Below are 16,628 nucleotides of genomic sequence, written 5' to 3' on the forward strand. Positions count from 1 at the left end.
ATCACGGCGGCACCACGTACCGCCCGTACAACCATCCTTGCAGACGACCAGGGGAAACAGAAATGACTTTTCTTTGCAAGTGATTTCAACCATGTCGACAGTGGTGGGCCCGACGAGCGAGCGCTAGGCGTTCAGGCACGTCGCCGGCAAGTCCCCATACAGCGCCATCAGCGCACTGGCTACGCCGTTGGTCCACCCGAACCCGTCCTGCAGCGGATACTCGCCGCCTCCGCCACCCCTGGCCCGTTCGCCGGTGGCCTCGATGCGGTATTTTTCCACCAGCTTGCATTCCCTCGCATAGAGACCGGCGACCGTGGCCAGCCAGCGCTGCGCGATGTCGCGCGCCAGGCCGTCGTGGCCATAGCGGGCCAGGCCGCGCACCGCAAGCCATTGCAGCGGCGCCCAGCCGTTGGGATGGTCCCACTGCTGGCCGGAGGTGAGTTCCGTGGTGGCCAGTCCGCCGGCATCGATCAGGCGCGCGTCCACTGCGCGCGCAATGGCGGCGGCCTCCTCCGCGCGGGCCAGACCGAGATATAGCGGCATCATCGTGGCCGCGGTCAGGCATGGCCGCTGCGTTCCGCGGCACCAGTCGTAGTCGACGAAGATGCCGGCGGCGGCGTCCCACATGTATTGCCGGATGGCGGCTTCGCGCCGCTGCGCGGCGGCAAGGAAGTGGTCGGCATCGGCATCGCCGGCCTGCCCGCACAATGTAGCGAGGCGCATTTCCAGGTGCCACAGCAAGGCATTGAGATCGACAGGCAGGACCGCGGTGGTGCGGATGGTGGCGAGATCCGCCGGGTGCCCCGCCAGCGGCAAGTCGAGCCAGCGGGAACTGAAATCCCAGCCCGATTCGGCGGCGGCGCGCAGGTCGCGGAACACCAGGTGATGTGGCCGGCCGCTGCGCTCGGCGGTCTGCACGTCTTCCAGGAAGGCTTCCTCGCGCGGGCAAGGCCGGTCGTCCCAGTAGCGGTTGAGCACAGCGCCGTCGGGCAGGCAGAGCGCGCGCCGGTGGGCGCAGCCCGGACACAGGGCCTGGGCGCCGTCCATCCAGAACTCGTACTCGCGCCGAAGCTGCGGCAGGAAGTCGCGCGCGCTGGCGACCTGTTCGCGCTCGAGCAGGTCGACCATCAGCGCAAATACGGGCGGCTGCGAGCGACTCAGGTAGTAGTTGCGCGTGCCGTTGGGCACCAGCCCGTAGGTGTCGATCAGGTAGGCGAAGTTGCGCGCCATTTCCAGCAGCAGGTCGCCGCGCCCGCTTGCGGCCAGCCCGACCATGGTGAAGTAGGAGTCCCAGTAGTACAGCTCGCCGAAGCGCCCGCCTGGCACCACATACCGATGCGGCAGCGGCAGCAGCGACGACAGCGGCGGATGCGCAACCGGCTCGCGCGTCAGCACCGGCCACAGGCCGTCGATGTGTTCGCGCAGCGTGTGGGCCGGATCGGAGACATAGTGGCTGTCCGGCACGATTGCGCGCGTGAAGTGCGCCTGCACGAAGTCGGCCAGGCAGAAGCCGGGCTCGATGCGGGATTGGCGATAGCTCGCGACGATCCGTTCGGGGTCGCAGCCGGGAATGCAGTCCGGAAAGGTCTTGCTGTCGGCGAACAGGCCGCTGTGCTGGACATCGACGAACAACTCGCCGTAGCGTACCGCCGGCGACAGCGTATCGGCCTGCGGACAGCTCGCCAAGGCATGCGGCAGCGGGCACTCGCGATGCGAGGCCAGCGGCGGATGAGCCACCGCGTGGACCTTGGCTGGCGCGGCGACTGCGCCGGAGACTGCGCCGGCACCATCGGGCGTGGCCGGATCATTGCGCGGCACCGTATAGGCACCCGCGCTCGTAGCGCGGCGTTCGTCATTGTTTTCCATGGTCCTGCGCCTGCCTCTGCGCGATGGCGGCTCATGACGTTAGGAGCCGCCCGGCGCCGCGAAGTTCGCCCGTCGGCGCTGCGGCCTTCGGTGCAGTGCAGCGAACTCAGCCGCTGTGGCCTCGGGGCTCCTGCCGGGCAAGCCTCGGCAGGCAGATCCGCGCCGGGTGGATGTCCTGCGCCGCTGCGCACGCAGCGCTCCTCCCAAAGCAGCAGATTCCCCGACAGTTCTCAGATTCGTCCGATTGAGAGCGCGGCACGATCGTTTCTATCATCGTCCGTGACCGCCGCGAAGGGGCGCGCTGCACGCATGATCATTGCGTGCCAGCACATCCACCAAACCCTGTCTCCAGAATTCCGCGGCCGAACTCCGTGGAGTGCTATTGCATGGGTAATCGCTTGCCTTTGGGTTCTTCCCGCACTGTCCTCCTGCGCGGCGATTTTCTGCCACAGATCCTCGGCCACACCGCGATGACCGTTGCCCGCGTCGAGGGCAACGAGGGACTGAACCGCTTGTTCACCTATGCGGTCGACATCAAGACACCTGACGAACGGCACACGGTGTACGGCCCCGCCGCCAATCTCGAGTTGGCAGCGATGCAGGGCAACGAACTCACACTGGAGATCGAACTCGACGGCACGGGTGCCGGCACGCGCGAGATCACCGGCATCGTGACCCGGGTCGAAGGGCCACAGCCTGACGGGCGCCACATCATCTACCGCCTGACGCTGCGCCCGTGGCTGTTCCTGGCAACGCTGACCTCGGACTTCAAGATCTTCCAGCAAAAGAGCGTTGTCGACATCCTGCAGGAGCTGCTCGCCGATTACCCGTTCCCCGTCGACAATCGCCTCGACGTCGCCCGCTATCCGACACGCGAATACCAGGTCCAATACGGCGAGACCGACTTCGCGTTCTTCGAGCGCCTGACGCAGGAATGGGGCATTTCGTATTTTTTTGAGCACAGCCGCGGCCATCATCGCCTGGTACTGAGCGACGGCAATGGTGCCTTCCGCCGCTTCGCCAGTCCCGCCTACCATACGCTGAGCTGGCGGCCTTCGGCGGATCGTGCGGATGCCGAGCACCTGCATGCGTTCCACGTGCGGGACCAGTTGGTATCAGGCAAATGGACCAGCACCGACTACGATTTCGTCAAGCCTCGTGCCGACCTGTCGGTGGCCACGGAAGACCCGCGCGACACCGCACATGCCGAGGGCGAGGTCTACGAATACCCCGGCGACCATGCCCAGCCGGCCACCGGCAACGACCCATGGCGCGAGGGCGACATGCTGTCGCGCATCCGCATGGAGACGATCCGCCAGCACGGCAGCCGGGTCGCGGGCCAGGGCAACGTGCGCGCCGTGGTGCCGGGCTGCACCTTTACGCTTGCCGGGTTCGCACAAGCCGCCGCCAACCGCGAATACCTGGTGTTCGATACCACCCTGGTGCTCGAAGACGTCGCCGAGGCCTCCGGCGAGGGCCAGCGGTGGCGCTGCGAAGCCGCGTTCCAGGCGCAGCCAGCCACTGAGATCTTTCGGCCCGAGCGCCTGCGCACCAAGCCGCGTACCCATGGCCCGCAGACCGCCACGGTGGTCGGGCCCGAGAACGAGGCGCTATGGGTCGACGAATACGGCCGCGTCAAGGTCCAGCTGCACTGGGACCGCATCGGCCGGCGCGATGCCAACAGCTCCTGCTGGATCCGCGTTTCGCAGGCCTGGCAGGGCGACCGGTTCGGCGCGACGCATATCCCGCGGATCGGGCAGGAAGTCATCGTCGATTTCCTGCATGGCGATCCCGACTCCCCGATCATCACCGGCCGGATGCCGAACCGGCTCAACCTGCCACCCTGGGTGTTGCCGGGCCAGCATGCGCTGTCCGGCATTCGCAGCAAGGAGTTGTTCGGCGAGCGGCACAACACCTTCGTGCAGGACGACACGCAGGGCGAGATCCAGACCCAGCTAGGCAGCGACCACCAGGCATCGATGCTTGGCCTGGGCTACCTCACGCGCATTCCCGACGCCGAGGGCCGGCGTGAGAAGCGCGGCGAAGGATTCGAGCTGCGCACCGATGGCTGGGGCGCGGTACGCGGTGGCTCCGGCCTGCTGCTGACCACGGAGATCCGTGCCGAGGCTGTCAGCTACCACAAGGACATCGGCGAAACGCTGCAGCGGCTCGCGGCCGCGCAGGAACTGCAGCATGCGCTGGCCAAAGCCGCCGACCATCAGCGCGCGCAGGACGGGCAGCAGGCCGATGTTGCCAGCGCGCTCAAGGCGCAGCACGACACGCTGAAAGGCCGTGGCAAACAAGGCGAATTTTCCGAATCGCATCTTGCGCTGGCTAGCCCTTGCGGCATCGCGGCAACCGCGGCGGAGGATATTCACCTGCATAGCGGCCGGCATACCGCCATCACGACTGGCAGCCACCTGTCGATTGCCACTGGCAAGAGCTGGCTGGCCAGCGCCGCCGAAAAAATAGTGCTGTTCGCGCGCAACGCCGGCATGCGGCTCTTTGCCGCAAAGGGAAAGATCGAAATCCAGGCACAGAGCGATGACATCGAAATCATTGCGCAGAAAGTGCTGCGGTTGATCAGCGCGCAGGATCGAATCGAGATCACGGCGAAGAAGGAAATCCTGCTCAACGCCGGCGGCAGCTACATCCGCATCAATGCCGTCGGGATCGAACACGGCACGCCGGGCACCTGGAGAGCGCATGCGAGTGCCCACAGTCTGCCTGGGCCCAAGGAATTGGGCTTCCGGCTCCCCAGCATGCCGACTGGCCTCGCACAACCCAACGGCGATTTTCCTGTTTCGCTCTGACCATCATCATGCTGATCAGTCCCCCCTTCCTACCTGGCGCGGCAGAAGGCGCCGGTGATGTCACCGACATCGACAAAGTGATGGACAGCACATTCGCTGATGGCGAGTGGATGAATTGCGCGATGGAGGGCGGCAAGCCGGGCGCTGGTGGCTTTCCTCTCAGCCACTCTCTCGGCTGGCACGGCGGCATTCACTTGACGGCAAAGCCGGCAGGCAGCCGCCAGGCCCTTCCGGTTCGAACCATCGCCGACGGCATCATTGTCTATCTGCGCAAACCCCAGCCGGAAGTCAGCGACAAAAACCATGCGCTGATGTATCGCGGGGAGTGGACCGACGACGGATGTGTCGTCATCCAGCATGAGACCGAGATCGGAGAAGGGAACAACGGCAAGGTGACGTTTTTCTCCATCTACCTTCACTTGTCGGACATCGACAAGCACTTCCTCGACACCTTCGGAAAGGACAAGCGCGTCTTCCGCAAAGACAAGATCGGCACGGCAGGCAAGATCTATGGCACGCCGGATTGCATTCACTTCGAAATCATTTGCGATAGCACGAACCTGAAGCGACTGGTCGGCCGTGACTCGGGTCGGCTTGATACGCTGAAGGCCGCTCGCACCGACGCCCTTTATGGGGATGCGCATTTCAAGATTACCGCCAGCACCGACTTGCCCATATTGCTCTATGCAAGCGAAGCGGCCAATGCCACGCACACCGCCGAGCCGGTAGCAACGGTGACTGAACCGCTTTACGTACGGATTCGCCTGCAGCCAGAAAGCGCTGCCGACAAGCATGGTGCCCGCTACGTTCACACGTATCGCGAGGTGCCGCTCGGTTCAGGCAACTTCGAAGAAGTTGGCAAGCCGCTTTGCTCGGAGAACTTTGAGTACCAGATGCACGGTATCGCAACCAAGGCATACCCGATGTGCCCAAGCGCTGGCTATGAGTTGCTGCGCTTCGGTCGGGTGATCGGCCCGGACGCCCTTGCTCCAGTGAATGCGCCACTATGGGTCCGAATCAATGCGCCACGTATCGACCCCGCCAACCCGGATGCGCCTCCCGCCGTCATGCAGGGTTATGTCAATCTGCACAGCAACAAGGTGCTCAGCTTCTCCGACGCCGACTTCCCGCACTGGATGGGATGGACATTGGTCGACGATGACAAGACGCCGGACAGTCTCTGCAACTCTGCGACGCTGCGGCGCTGGCTGGACAAGGACGGGAATAACGTCGTCAGCCACAAGGAAGCTGTCGCTCAGCTATCGAAAGAACTTGTTCAGAAGCGGCTGCGAAAAACGATCTGCAGGTTTCCCACCGAATGGGAGAAGAACAATATCGCTTCGCGCTGGGGTTGGCTCAAGTCGCCTCATGAGGCCTTGTCGTGCCCGCTGACGACAGAGGCATATGACCGCTTCGAGCGTCATCACAGGGCACTGGCGTTCTGGGAAGAGGCAAACCCCGGCATCGACGCTGACCATTGGCACTTTAACCCAAAGGAGTTTATCAGTCATTTCAGGAAATGTAAGTGGCTCAGCAAGGCTGAACTGCAGCAACTGCTTCCGACCTATTCGATTCGCAAGACGAGCGAAGGTTATGATTGGGAAGAGGTAGAGGTCATTGCCAAGACCAATAGATTTATTGATCTCAATCGGCATGCTTTAAATATCTCTCTTCGGAAATATGGCATCAACTCAGCGCTCAGAATGGCAGCTTTTTTTCAAAACGCGATAGTAGAAACCTCATGGCTGAGGGACTTCCGTGAGAATTATGGAAGGGATGCGAATCTACATCGCGGGTGGTATGGCAGAGGTTTCCTGCAACTTACAAATCCCCGTGGAAACCTCAACCGCGGCGACAACAATTACTACAACTATTTCCGATGGCGTGGTAGATCACCAGAAAGATCGTCCGTGCAACAGTTGCAAGGATGGCGGAATAGCCTCGAAGAGAGCGATGACGAAGCTTCGCAAAGTGCCGGGTTTTACTGGACGAAGTACCACCTGGACGGCAAACATAGAACAGAAACAGCATCTTTATTCGCCGACAAGGAAAGTCAGAATGTGCGTATCGTCGTCAATACTTCGACCGGAAGAAGGGTCTACTACAGCAATGAGACAGCGCGCCGCACCGCTGCCATCGTCAACATTCCCGCAGCTGTCTACGGCAACTTCGAAATCAACAACATGACAGAACGCTACCGCGTCTACGCCAATGCACTAGTCATCCTGTGTGACACACCGCAATTTTCGAGTGCAAATGGAGCTATTCATGAGGTACCCGATGACTTTACGCGGAGGCGCCCGTGGTGACTCGATCGTTGTACAAGCTAGCCACATCCCTACAAATTCTGCTTTGTGTGGCATTCGCAATCGCGAGCCCGGTTTCCGATACCAGAGAACGCGCGGCTTTGTCATCTGGCAGAAAAACAACGCATCTCGTAAACGTTGGAATCTGCAAATTCAAGTTGAATGATTCACTTGGAGGAGAAATTCGTGAATACCCTAAACAAGATATACCGAGCGCCATTTATGATGCGAAGCTGAAGCGCTCCAGCTTACCAAATGCGGTAATAATAGACTTTCTATGTGACACGAAGGGGAAAAACGAATTCTGCAAGAGGTTCTCTGGTCTCGTGCAAAAAAATGGACACTGGGTGCAGTGGCCGCATTCAGATCAGAATTATTGGGCGCCGCCAGAGACATCCTTTACTGTACGTGAAATGAAAAGCATCAATGCCGCTGGGGCGATAAGCACCATTGACGACACTTTTGGAGATGAAAATAAACGCGCACGTCACCTATCTTTTTGCCTGGTTTCCCCAGAGGGTAACGTATTGATTGGAGGATCGGTGGTCGATAGCCTGTCCGGCAACCATAGAAGCGTGGAACCAGAGGTCAGAAAACTGCTGGAAAGCATTGAATTCATTGAGAACCGCTAACCTGCCGAAGCCACTCATAAGACCGGCTCACACCTCCTTCTCCCCATGCCTCACCGGCAACGCCGGCGCCACCTCCTGCCGCCCCAACTGCATGAAAATCCAAGCCGACGCACAAGTGATCAGCCCCATGCACACAAACGTGGCATGAAACGCCGGCAACACCGCTGCCGTGTCCCCGCCAAACCGATGCTGGAACGTGGCCAGCAACGCCCCCGCCGACGTCACCGCCAGGCTCATCGACAGCATCTGCACCATCGACAGCATGCTGTTGCCGCTGCTGGCGCCGGCGCCGCTCAGGTCCTTGAGCGTCACGGTATTCATCGCCGTGAACTGGATCGAATTGACCATGCCGAACACGGCCAGCAAGGGGATTAGCAGCCATAGCGGCAGTTGCGGCGTGATCAGCGCGAAGGCGGCCATCACCAGGCCGACCACGAACGTATTGGAGACCAGCACGCGGCGATAGCCGTGATGCTGGATCAGGCGGGTGGCGAGCCGCTTGGAGGCCATGCCGGCGGCTGTGACGGGCAGCATCATCAGGCCGGCATCGAATGGGGAATAGCCCAGGCTGACCTGCAGCGTCAGCGGGATCAGGAACGGCATCGAGCCATTGCCGATGCGGGCGAACAGGTTGCCCAGCAGGCCGACGCTGAAGCTGTGGATGCGGAACAGGCGCAGCGGGAACAGCGGCTGCTTGCGGCGGTTGGCATGCAGGCCATAGGCGGTCAGCGCGGCCATGCTGGCGATCAGCAGCAACAGCACGGTGGCGTGCTGAAAGCCCAGGCCGGCCAGGCCGTCGAGCGAGAAGGACAGCGCCAGCATGGCGACGGCCAGCAGCAGGTAGCCGGCGATGTCGAAGCGCCCGATGCCGGACAGTTTCGCGTTCGGCATATAGCGGACCGTGGCGAGCGCGCCGAGCAGGCCGACGGGCACGTTGATCAGGAAGATCCAGTGCCACGACAGCGCCTGCGTCAGCCAGCCGCCGAGCGTGGGGCCGATCAGCGGACCGATCATGCCCGGGATGGCAACGAAGCTCAGCGCCTGCAGGTACTGTTCACGCGGGAAGGTGCGCAGCACCGAGAGCCGTCCGACCGGCAGCAGCATGGCGCCGCCCACGCCCTGCACCACGCGCGCGCCGACCAGGAAGTTGAGCGTGGGCGCATACGCGCACAGCAGCGAGCCGGCCACGAACAGGCCAATCGCGGCCTGGAAGACGGTGCGCGTGCCGAAGCGGTCGGCCAGCCAGCCCGAGGCCGGGATGATCACCGCCATGGTCAGCGAGTAGGCGATCACCACGGACTGCATCCGCAGCGGGCTCTCGCCCAGGCTGCGCGCCATCGACGGCAAGGCGGTGTTGACGATGGTCGAGTCCAGCGTCTGCATGAAGAAGCCGACCGCCACCACCCATAGCATGATGCGGCGGGTACGGTCGTCCGACGGCGGCACGACGGGAACGTCTGGCAGGGGCGCGGTCATTACGCAAACTCCAGGCTGGCGCGCTGCCGGCCTGCAGGCGGACGCGGCCAAAGCCAACACCTTAAAGGGCAATGGCGCAACAGGCAATCCAACGAGATTGGGCGCACCACCGCCGCACGCCGAGCCTACAAGGCCGCGCGCAGCCCGATAAAGAAGCGCCGGCCCGGTGCCGGCTCGAAGTAACGCCCGTTGGCCTCGTTGACGATCACCGAGCCGATGTAGCGCCGGTCGGTCACGTTGTCGATGCGGCCGAACAGGTAGGCGCGGGCCGCGCCGATGCGGAACTCATAGCCCGCGCGCAGGTTGAAGACCGCGTAGCCGGGCGCGGCCTGGGTGTTGAGGTCGTCGGCATAGACGCGGCTGTCGACGCGCATCTCGGCACCGAGCGTGAGCGGCGCCAGCGGCCGCCAGGCCACCTCGGCGCTGACGCTGTGGCGCGCGGTGCCGGGCAGCCGGTTGCCCGCGGCCACGGTCTGACCCTGCGCGTTGACGAAGGCATCGCCGAAATAGGCATCGAGCCAGGTATAGGCCAGCCCGGCCTCGATGCGGCTGCCGCCGCCCTGCCCCGGCGTGCCGACCTGCCCCAGGAAGCCGCCGCGCCAGCCCAGCTCGAAACCGCGCCGGCGCACGCCGTTGACGTTCTGGTAGACGGTGCGGCCCGCGTTGTTCGATTGCGGCACCACTTCGTCGTGGCTGTCGGCATCGAACAGCGCCGCTTCCAGCCGCTGCCCGTCGGCCTGCCACTTGATGCCGATCTCGCCCTGGCGGCTGGTCGAGGCGCGCAGGCCGAGGTTGCTGCCGACGCCGCCGGGACCGTAGGCGACCTCGGTCAGCGTCGGCGTCTCGAAACCGCGCCCGAGGTTGGCGTAGACGTTCAGGCTATCGAGCGCATGCCACACCAGCCCGAGCACCGGGCTGACGTTGCTGTAGGTGGCGGTACCGCTGTCGTCCGGGCTGGCCGCGGTGATGAACTGGTCGTCGATGCCGAGCCGCACGCGGCTGGCGCGCACGCCGCCGACCACTTGCCAGGCAGGGTGAAAGGTCCAGTCGACCTGCGCGAAGGCGCCCAGGTCGGTCGCGGTATTGGTCTCGTCGCGCCGCAGCGCGCCCTGGCTGCCATCCTGGTTGACGTAGCCGTTGCGGCCGTCGCGCATGCCGTTGGCCTCCACCCCGGCGGTCCACAGCAGCGGCAGGCCGTTGGCGGTGGTGCGCCGGCTCCAGGACAGCGCACCGCCGCCATAGATGCGATCCAGGTCGACGATGCCGCCGGACGACGTCGGCGCGGCGCCGCTGAAGCCGAGCCGCTGGTACAGGTTGCGGGTCCCGCCATAGAGACGCCCCGAGAGGCTGTCGATGTCGCTCAGTTGGTGCTCCACCACCACGCCCGCCTGCGCCTGCTCGACGTTCTTGCCGGTGTCGAACTGGGTCGCCGCCGGCACCGCCTGGCGCGGGTTGGCATCGGCCTGCGCGCGTGTCAGCCCGAGCGGATCCTGCGCCAGCGGCTGGTTGAAGTAGTTGAACTGGCCGGTCACGCGCGTGCCGCTGGCCGGCTGCGCCACCACGCGTGCATTGAGCTGGTAGCGGCGCGCCGCCGAGTGGACGCGGTAGCCGTCGGTCTGGTAAGTCCAGGCATCGAGCGAGCCGCCCAGGCGCTCGTTGCCGCCGGCCAGCGCCACCCCGGCCTGCCACTGGCCGTCCGAGCCGAAGCCGGTCGACGCGCGCGCGGTAAAGCCGTCCTTGGGCGGATCGGGCGTGAACACCTGCACCACGCCGCCCGAGGCATTGCCGTACATCTGCGCGAACGGGCCGCGCAGCACCTCGACGCGGCCGGCGTTGGGCAGGTCGGCGGTGGAGGCCTGTCCCTGGCCGTCGGGCATGGTCGCGGGGATGCCGTCGACATAGAGCCGTACGCCGCGCACGCCAAACGTGGAGCGCGTGCCAAAGCCGCGCACCGCCAGTTGCAGGTCCTGCGAATAGTTCTGCCGGTCGCGCACGGCCACGCCCGGCACACCCGCCAGCACCTCGGACAGGTTGACCAGCGGCGTGGCGCTGCGCAGCGGATCGACCGGCACGCTGTCTACCGCGGCGGGCGCGTCGAAGCGGCGCTGCTCGCTGCGGGTGGCGGTGACCACGATGTCGGGGAGGGTTTCGCCGGTGGCGGCGGCCATCGCGCTGTCCGGCGGATCGGCGGCGCGCACACCGGCGCATGTGAGCAGCAAGGCTGCCAGCGCCAATGCCCTGGGCGCCGGCACGCGGAGGCAGGGACGGCGCGGGTGCATGACCGACGAAGGCTGCGTGCCGCCTGGTCTCATGGTGGTCGGGGGCGTGGGCCACAGGTGGTGGTGCCGCGACTTTATCGCGTCCCGGGGCGCTTTTCCATGGCCGCCGCTGCGGGGAAAACCCGGGATAGCGCTATATGGAAGATCCTCCAGTAGGGCGCCATCGAAACTTCAAAATATTTCAATAACTTGTTTCATGAATGGCCTCACGCAGGGGTAACCGTCTGCCTAAACTCTCTTCACCGGCCGACACAATCCGCGATGCAGAAGGCAGACACGCTACAGCGCAACGCAGCAAACGGTCATTCAGATTTTTAAAATCAAGGGACTAGACACCATGCATACCCAACCCACCCGCGTCGCCATCGTCTACCACAGCGGCTACGGCCACACCGCCAGGCAGGCCCAGGCCGTCGCCCGCGGCGCCGGCAGCGTGGCGGGCGCCGAAAGCCTGCTGATTCCGGTGGAGGACATCGACCAGCACTGGGACACGCTGGAGCAGGTCGACGCCATCATCTTCGGCGCGCCGACCTACATGGGCAGCGCCTCGGCGCAGTTCAAGGGCTTCATGGACGCCACCTCGCGCAACGTGTTCGCCAAGGGCGGCAAGTGGGCCAACAAGGTCGCGGCCGGCTTCACCAACGCCGCCTCGCGTTCGGGCGACAAGCTGGCAACGCTGCAGCAGATCGCCATCTTCGCGGCGCAGCACGGCATGCACTGGGTCAACCTGGGCCTGCCTCCGGGTCACAACAACTCCAAGTCGACCGAAGACTCGCTGAACCGCCATGGCTTCTTCCTGGGCGCCGCCGCGCAGTCCGACGCCGATGTCAGCGCCGAGGTGGCGCCGCCGCCGGCCGACCTGCGCACCGCCGAGCACCTGGGGGCGCGCGTGGCGGAGGTGGCGCAGCAACTGGTGGCCGGCCAGCGCGCGCTGGCAGCACTGAAGCAAGCCGCCTGATCTTTCGCCACGCGTTACGCGTGAACTGCCTGCCGGCCCTTCGGGGCCGGTTTGCGTTTTGGCGGACCTGCGTTCGCCGCAGCGGGAATGTCCCGCCCGCCAGCATGGCTTTGCGCCCGCGCAAGCGCGGTCCCCGCCGGCCCGGCGCCAGCCATGCCGGTTGACAGCCATCAAGCCGGGAGCCGAACACCTGACTTCGGCCACTCACGACCACTATATGTAGTGCTAATCTTCGCAACACACACTACATAAAGGGGTAAGCATGCGCGACGCACAGCAAGCCGGCACGCCACCGCCGGCACAGCCCGGCAGCCAGGTCGACGTGGCCAGCGCCATGGAGGAATACCTGGCCCAGCGCGACTGGCGCGTGCGCGCCAACGCCAACCAGGGCTACAGCCTGGGCGGGCTGATCCTCAACGTTGCCGGCAAGGTCACGGCCAACTACTGGCTGTCGCATATCTTCAGCCCGGAAGCCGGGCAGGCGCACCGCGACGGCGACCTGCATATCCATGACCTCGACATGCTGTCCGGCTACTGCGCCGGCTGGTCGCTGCGCCAGTTGCTGGCGGAAGGCTTCAACGGCGTGCCGGGCAAGGTCGAGGCCAACCCGCCCAGGCATATGTCGGCCGCCGTCGGCCAGATCGTCAACTTCCTCGGCACGCTGCAGAACGAGTGGGCCGGCGCGCAGGCGTTTTCCAGCTTCGATACCTACATGGCGCCGTTCGTGCGGCACGACCGCATGGACTACCGCGCGGTGCGCCAGGCGATGCAGGAGCTGGTGTTCAACCTGAACGTGCCGAGCCGGTGGGGCACGCAGACGCCGTTCACCAACCTCACCTTCGACTGGACCTGCCCGCAGGACCTGGCCGGCCAGGTGCCATATATCGCCGGCGAGGAAATGCCGTTCACCTACGGCGACCTGCAGCCGGAGATGGACATGATCAACCGCGCCTACATCGAGGTGATGATGCAGGGCGATGCACGCGGGCGCGCCTTCACCTTCCCGATCCCCACCTACAACATCACGCCGGACTTCGACTGGGACCATGCCAACGCCGAGCCGCTGTTCGAGATGACGGCGCGCTACGGGCTGCCCTACTTCCAGAACTTCATCAATTCCGACCTGGAGCCGCACATGGTCCGCTCCATGTGCTGCCGCCTGCAGCTGGACCTGCGCGAACTGCTCAAGCGCGGCAACGGCCTGTTCGGCTCGGCCGAGCAGACCGGCTCGGTCGGCGTGGTCACGGTCAACTGCGCGCGCCTGGGTTACCTGCACCGCGACGACGAGGCCGGGCTGATGGCGGCACTGGACCGCCTGCTGGCGCTGGGCCGCGATGTGCTCGAAGACAAGCGCCGCGTGGTGCAGCACTACATCGACGCGGGGCTGTATCCCTATACGCGCCGCTACCTCGGCACGCTGCGCAACCACTTCAGCACGCTCGGCGTCAACGGCGTCAACGAGATGATCCGGAATTTCTCCGGCGACGCCGACGACATCACGACGCCGGGCGGGCATGCCATGGCCTTGCGGCTGCTCGACCATGTGCGCGCGCGCATCGGCGAATTCCAGGAGGCGACCGGCCACCTTTACAACCTGGAGGCAACGCCGGCCGAAGGCACCACCTACCGCTTCGCGCGTGAAGACCGCAAGCGCTGGCCCGACATCCTGCAGGCCGGCACGGCCGGGCAGCCCTACTACACCAATTCCAGCCAGCTGCCGGCGGGCTATACCGACGATCCGTTCACCGCGCTGTCGATGCAGGAGGCGCTGCAAGGCAGGTACACCGGCGGCACGGTGCTGCACCTGTACATGAACGAAGCCCTGTCCAGCGCGCAGGCTTGCAAGGCGCTGGTCCGGCGCGCGCTGTCACGCTTTCGCGTGCCGTATATCACCGTCACACCCACCTTCTCGATCTGCCCGAAGCACGGTTACCTGAGCGGGCGCCACGAGTTCTGTCCACGGTGCGATGCCGAACTGCTGGCACGCACCCCAGCCGCGGCCAGCGCGCCGCAAACCCAACCTGAAGAGGAGCTCTCATGAATACCGAATCGCGCCAGCCAGCCACGCCGGCCCTCGATCCCGCCCTGCGTACCCGCTGCGAGGTCTGGACCCGGGTGATGGGCTACCACCGGCCCGTGACGTCCTTCAACACCGGCAAGCAGGGGGAATTCAATGAGCGGCGTTTCTTCACCGAAAGCGCCTGCCGCTGACGGCCCCTGCCGCACGGTCATGCCGATCCCCGCGCCGGCGCCAGCGGCGTCATTGCGCGGCGGGCCGGCGCTCGCCGGGCTGGTGCCCTTCTCCAGCGTGGACTGGCCCGGCCAACTGGCGGCGGTGCTGTTTATCGCCGGCTGCCCGTGGCGCTGCGGCTATTGCCACAACGCCCACCTGCAGCGGCGCCATGCGGCCTACGCCTGGCCAGCGGTGCTGGACTGGCTGAAGACCCGTGCCGGGCTGCTCGACGGCGTGGTGTTTTCCGGGGGCGAGCCGCTCAGCGAAGCGCGCCTGCCGGAGCTGGCCGCGGCGGTGCGCGGGCTCGGTTTCAAGGTGGGACTCCATACCGCCGGCATCTACCCGCACCGGCTCGCCGCGCTGTTGCCACAGCTGGACTGGGTCGGGCTGGATATCAAGGCGGACGCGGCCGGCCACGATGCGCTGGTCGGGCGGCCCGGCGGCCTGGCGCGGGTGCAGGCCAGCCTGGCACAGCTGCCCGGCGCCGGCGTTCCGTTCGAATGCCGGACGACGTGGGATCCCGCCCGTCTCAGCGAGCCGCGCTTGCTGGCGCTGGCACGCTCGCTGTCCGCACAAGGCGTGCGCCACTATGCCGTGCAGGCCTGCCGGACGGGGACCGCTGCCGTGCCTGGCGCATCGCTGAGTGCGCCGGCGCGCGAGGCGCTGGCGTCATGGTTCGAGACGTTCTGCTACCGCGAAGGCTGAGCCGGGCCGCCTGCGCGTACCTTTGGCGCCACACCGCAAATATTCCCTCAAGCCCCGCCCTTTCGCGTCGATAACCGTAGGTTGAGGCGTCAAGCGTGCGGGCCGGCAAACCGGCACCGGCGAGGCGCCGTAACGGCCGACTTGGAAAGCTGGGGAACGGAGGAGACATGCAGAGTCTGGGGATACGGATAAGGCTTGGCGCGGCGTTTGGCGCCATGTGGGCGTTGGCGGCGGTCGGCATTGCGATCGCGCTGCCGCGCATGCAGGGCGCCGGCGACGGCAACGCGCGCACCCTGCTGGTGGCGCTTGGCGTGGCCGGATTGGTGGTGGCGGTGGCGGCCACCTGGGCGCTGGCGCGCAGCATCGAGGCGCCGCTGGCCGAAGCGGTCTATATCGCCGAAACGGTGGCCGCCGGCGACCTGAGCCAGGACTTCGAGACCGAGCGCGGCGGCGAATTCGGCCGGCTGCTGGGCGGGCTGGGCGAGATGGAAGACATGCTCACCGACCTGGTGACGCGCATCAAGGCCGCCACCGATTCCATCGGCGCGGCCTCGCACCAGATCGCCGCCGGCAATACCGACCTGTCGCAGCGCACCGAGGAGCAGGCCGCCTCGCTGCAGCAGACCGCGGCCAGCATGGGCGAACTGACCGCGATGGTGCGCCAGAACACCGAACGCGCACGCGCGGCCAATGGCCTCGCGGAAGCCGCATCCGGGATCGCCGAACGCGGCGGCGAGGTGGTCGGCAACGTAGTCCAGACCATGTCGGCGATCAGCGCCAGCTCGCGCAAGGTCACCGACATCATCGAAGTGATCGAAGGCATTGCCTTCCAGACCAACATCCTGGCGCTGAACGCCGCGGTGGAAGCCGCGCGCGCCGGCGAGCAGGGCCGCGGTTTCGCCGTGGTGGCGGGCGAGGTGCGCACGCTGGCGCAGCGCAGCGCAGCGGCAGCCAAGGAGATCAAGCAGCTGATCGATGCGTCGGTGCAGCAGGTGGACAGCGGCTCGGCGCTGGTGGGCCAGGCCGGCGAGACCATGCATGAAATCGTGCAATCGGTCAGCCGCGTGACGGCGCTGCTGGGCGAGATCACCGTGGCCTCGGAACAGCAGAGCGCGGGGATCGCGCAGGTGAATGAAGCGGTGGCGCAGATGGACAGCGTGACGCAGCAGAACGCCGCACTGGTGGAGCAGGCGGCCAGTGCATCGAGTGCGCTGGCGGGGCAGGCTACGGAGTTGCAGCAGGTGGTGGGGGAGTTCAAGCTGGAGGCTTGAACGGCGCTGCGACAATGCCTCCCTACCGATGGTTTGCTCCCCTCTCCCGGTTGCGGGAGAGGAGAGCCGTCGCCAGCGGTGGAGGCTTG

General features: G+C 65.5%; 10 protein-coding genes and 1 pseudogene. 8 read left to right on the forward strand and 3 right to left on the reverse strand.

What is annotated here, in order from left to right; all coding sequences use genetic code 11:
- Positions 1-123 precede the first annotated feature (123 nt).
- Complete coding sequence (treF, locus tag JTE92_RS10355; RefSeq protein ID WP_063237284.1) at positions 124-1,866, reverse strand: alpha,alpha-trehalase TreF; 1,743 nt, start codon at positions 1,864-1,866, stop codon at positions 124-126.
- Positions 1,867-2,336: 470 nt separating this feature from the next.
- Between treF and JTE92_RS10360 the strand changes: the two genes are divergently transcribed.
- The 3 genes from JTE92_RS10360 to JTE92_RS10370 all read left to right on the forward strand — a co-directional run bounded on the left by JTE92_RS10360 (position 2,337) and on the right by JTE92_RS10370 (position 7,617).
- A complete protein-coding gene (locus tag JTE92_RS10360) occupies positions 2,337-4,679 on the forward strand; it encodes a type VI secretion system Vgr family protein (protein ID WP_063237285.1) in 2,343 nt (780 codons plus the stop codon).
- Between the two features lie 8 nt (positions 4,680-4,687).
- A complete protein-coding gene (locus tag JTE92_RS10365) occupies positions 4,688-6,988 on the forward strand; it encodes a M23 family metallopeptidase (RefSeq protein ID WP_063237286.1) in 2,301 nt (766 codons plus the stop codon).
- A 155-nt stretch (positions 6,989-7,143) separates the two neighbouring features.
- A complete protein-coding gene (locus JTE92_RS10370; RefSeq protein ID WP_147318599.1) occupies positions 7,144-7,617 on the forward strand; it encodes a hypothetical protein in 474 nt (157 codons plus the stop codon).
- 27 nt (positions 7,618-7,644) lie between these two features.
- Here JTE92_RS10370 and mdtD read toward each other — a convergent pair whose 3' ends face one another.
- Positions 7,645-9,030 (reverse strand): multidrug transporter subunit MdtD, encoded by a 1,386-nt coding sequence (gene mdtD, locus JTE92_RS10375; protein ID WP_116386969.1) that lies wholly within the window; start codon positions 9,028-9,030, stop codon positions 7,645-7,647.
- A gap of 188 nt (positions 9,031-9,218) precedes the next feature.
- Positions 9,219-11,405: a TonB-dependent receptor family protein gene (locus tag JTE92_RS10380; RefSeq protein ID WP_063237288.1), complete on the reverse strand. Its 2,187-nt coding sequence runs from the start codon at positions 11,403-11,405 to the stop codon at positions 9,219-9,221.
- 304 nt (positions 11,406-11,709) lie between these two features.
- Here JTE92_RS10380 and JTE92_RS10385 point away from each other — a divergent pair, with 304 nt between their 5' ends.
- The 5 genes and pseudogenes from JTE92_RS10385 to JTE92_RS10405 all read left to right on the forward strand — a co-directional run bounded on the left by JTE92_RS10385 (position 11,710) and on the right by JTE92_RS10405 (position 16,539).
- Positions 11,710-12,330 (forward strand): flavodoxin family protein, encoded by a 621-nt coding sequence (locus JTE92_RS10385; protein ID WP_063237289.1) that lies wholly within the window; start codon positions 11,710-11,712, stop codon positions 12,328-12,330.
- 316 nt (positions 12,331-12,646) lie between these two features.
- A pseudogene (locus tag JTE92_RS10390) lies at positions 12,647-14,371 on the forward strand (ribonucleoside triphosphate reductase); the annotation flags it as partial.
- Positions 14,368-14,541, forward strand: a complete 174-nt coding sequence (nrdD, locus tag JTE92_RS30615) for an anaerobic ribonucleoside-triphosphate reductase (protein WP_116319437.1) — start codon at positions 14,368-14,370, stop codon at positions 14,539-14,541. The pseudogene JTE92_RS10390 and the gene nrdD, both read left to right, overlap by 4 nt.
- A gap of 19 nt (positions 14,542-14,560) precedes the next feature.
- Complete coding sequence (locus JTE92_RS10400) at positions 14,561-15,268, forward strand: anaerobic ribonucleoside-triphosphate reductase activating protein (protein ID WP_063237291.1); 708 nt, start codon at positions 14,561-14,563, stop codon at positions 15,266-15,268.
- A gap of 167 nt (positions 15,269-15,435) precedes the next feature.
- On the forward strand, positions 15,436-16,539 hold the full coding sequence (locus JTE92_RS10405; RefSeq protein ID WP_063237292.1) for a methyl-accepting chemotaxis protein: 1,104 nt from the start codon (positions 15,436-15,438) through the stop codon (positions 16,537-16,539).
- The last annotated feature ends 89 nt before the right edge of the window (positions 16,540-16,628 follow it).

Origin of the sequence: Cupriavidus oxalaticus (assembly GCF_016894385.1) — a bacterium.
Taxonomy (GTDB): domain Bacteria; phylum Pseudomonadota; class Gammaproteobacteria; order Burkholderiales; family Burkholderiaceae; genus Cupriavidus; species Cupriavidus oxalaticus.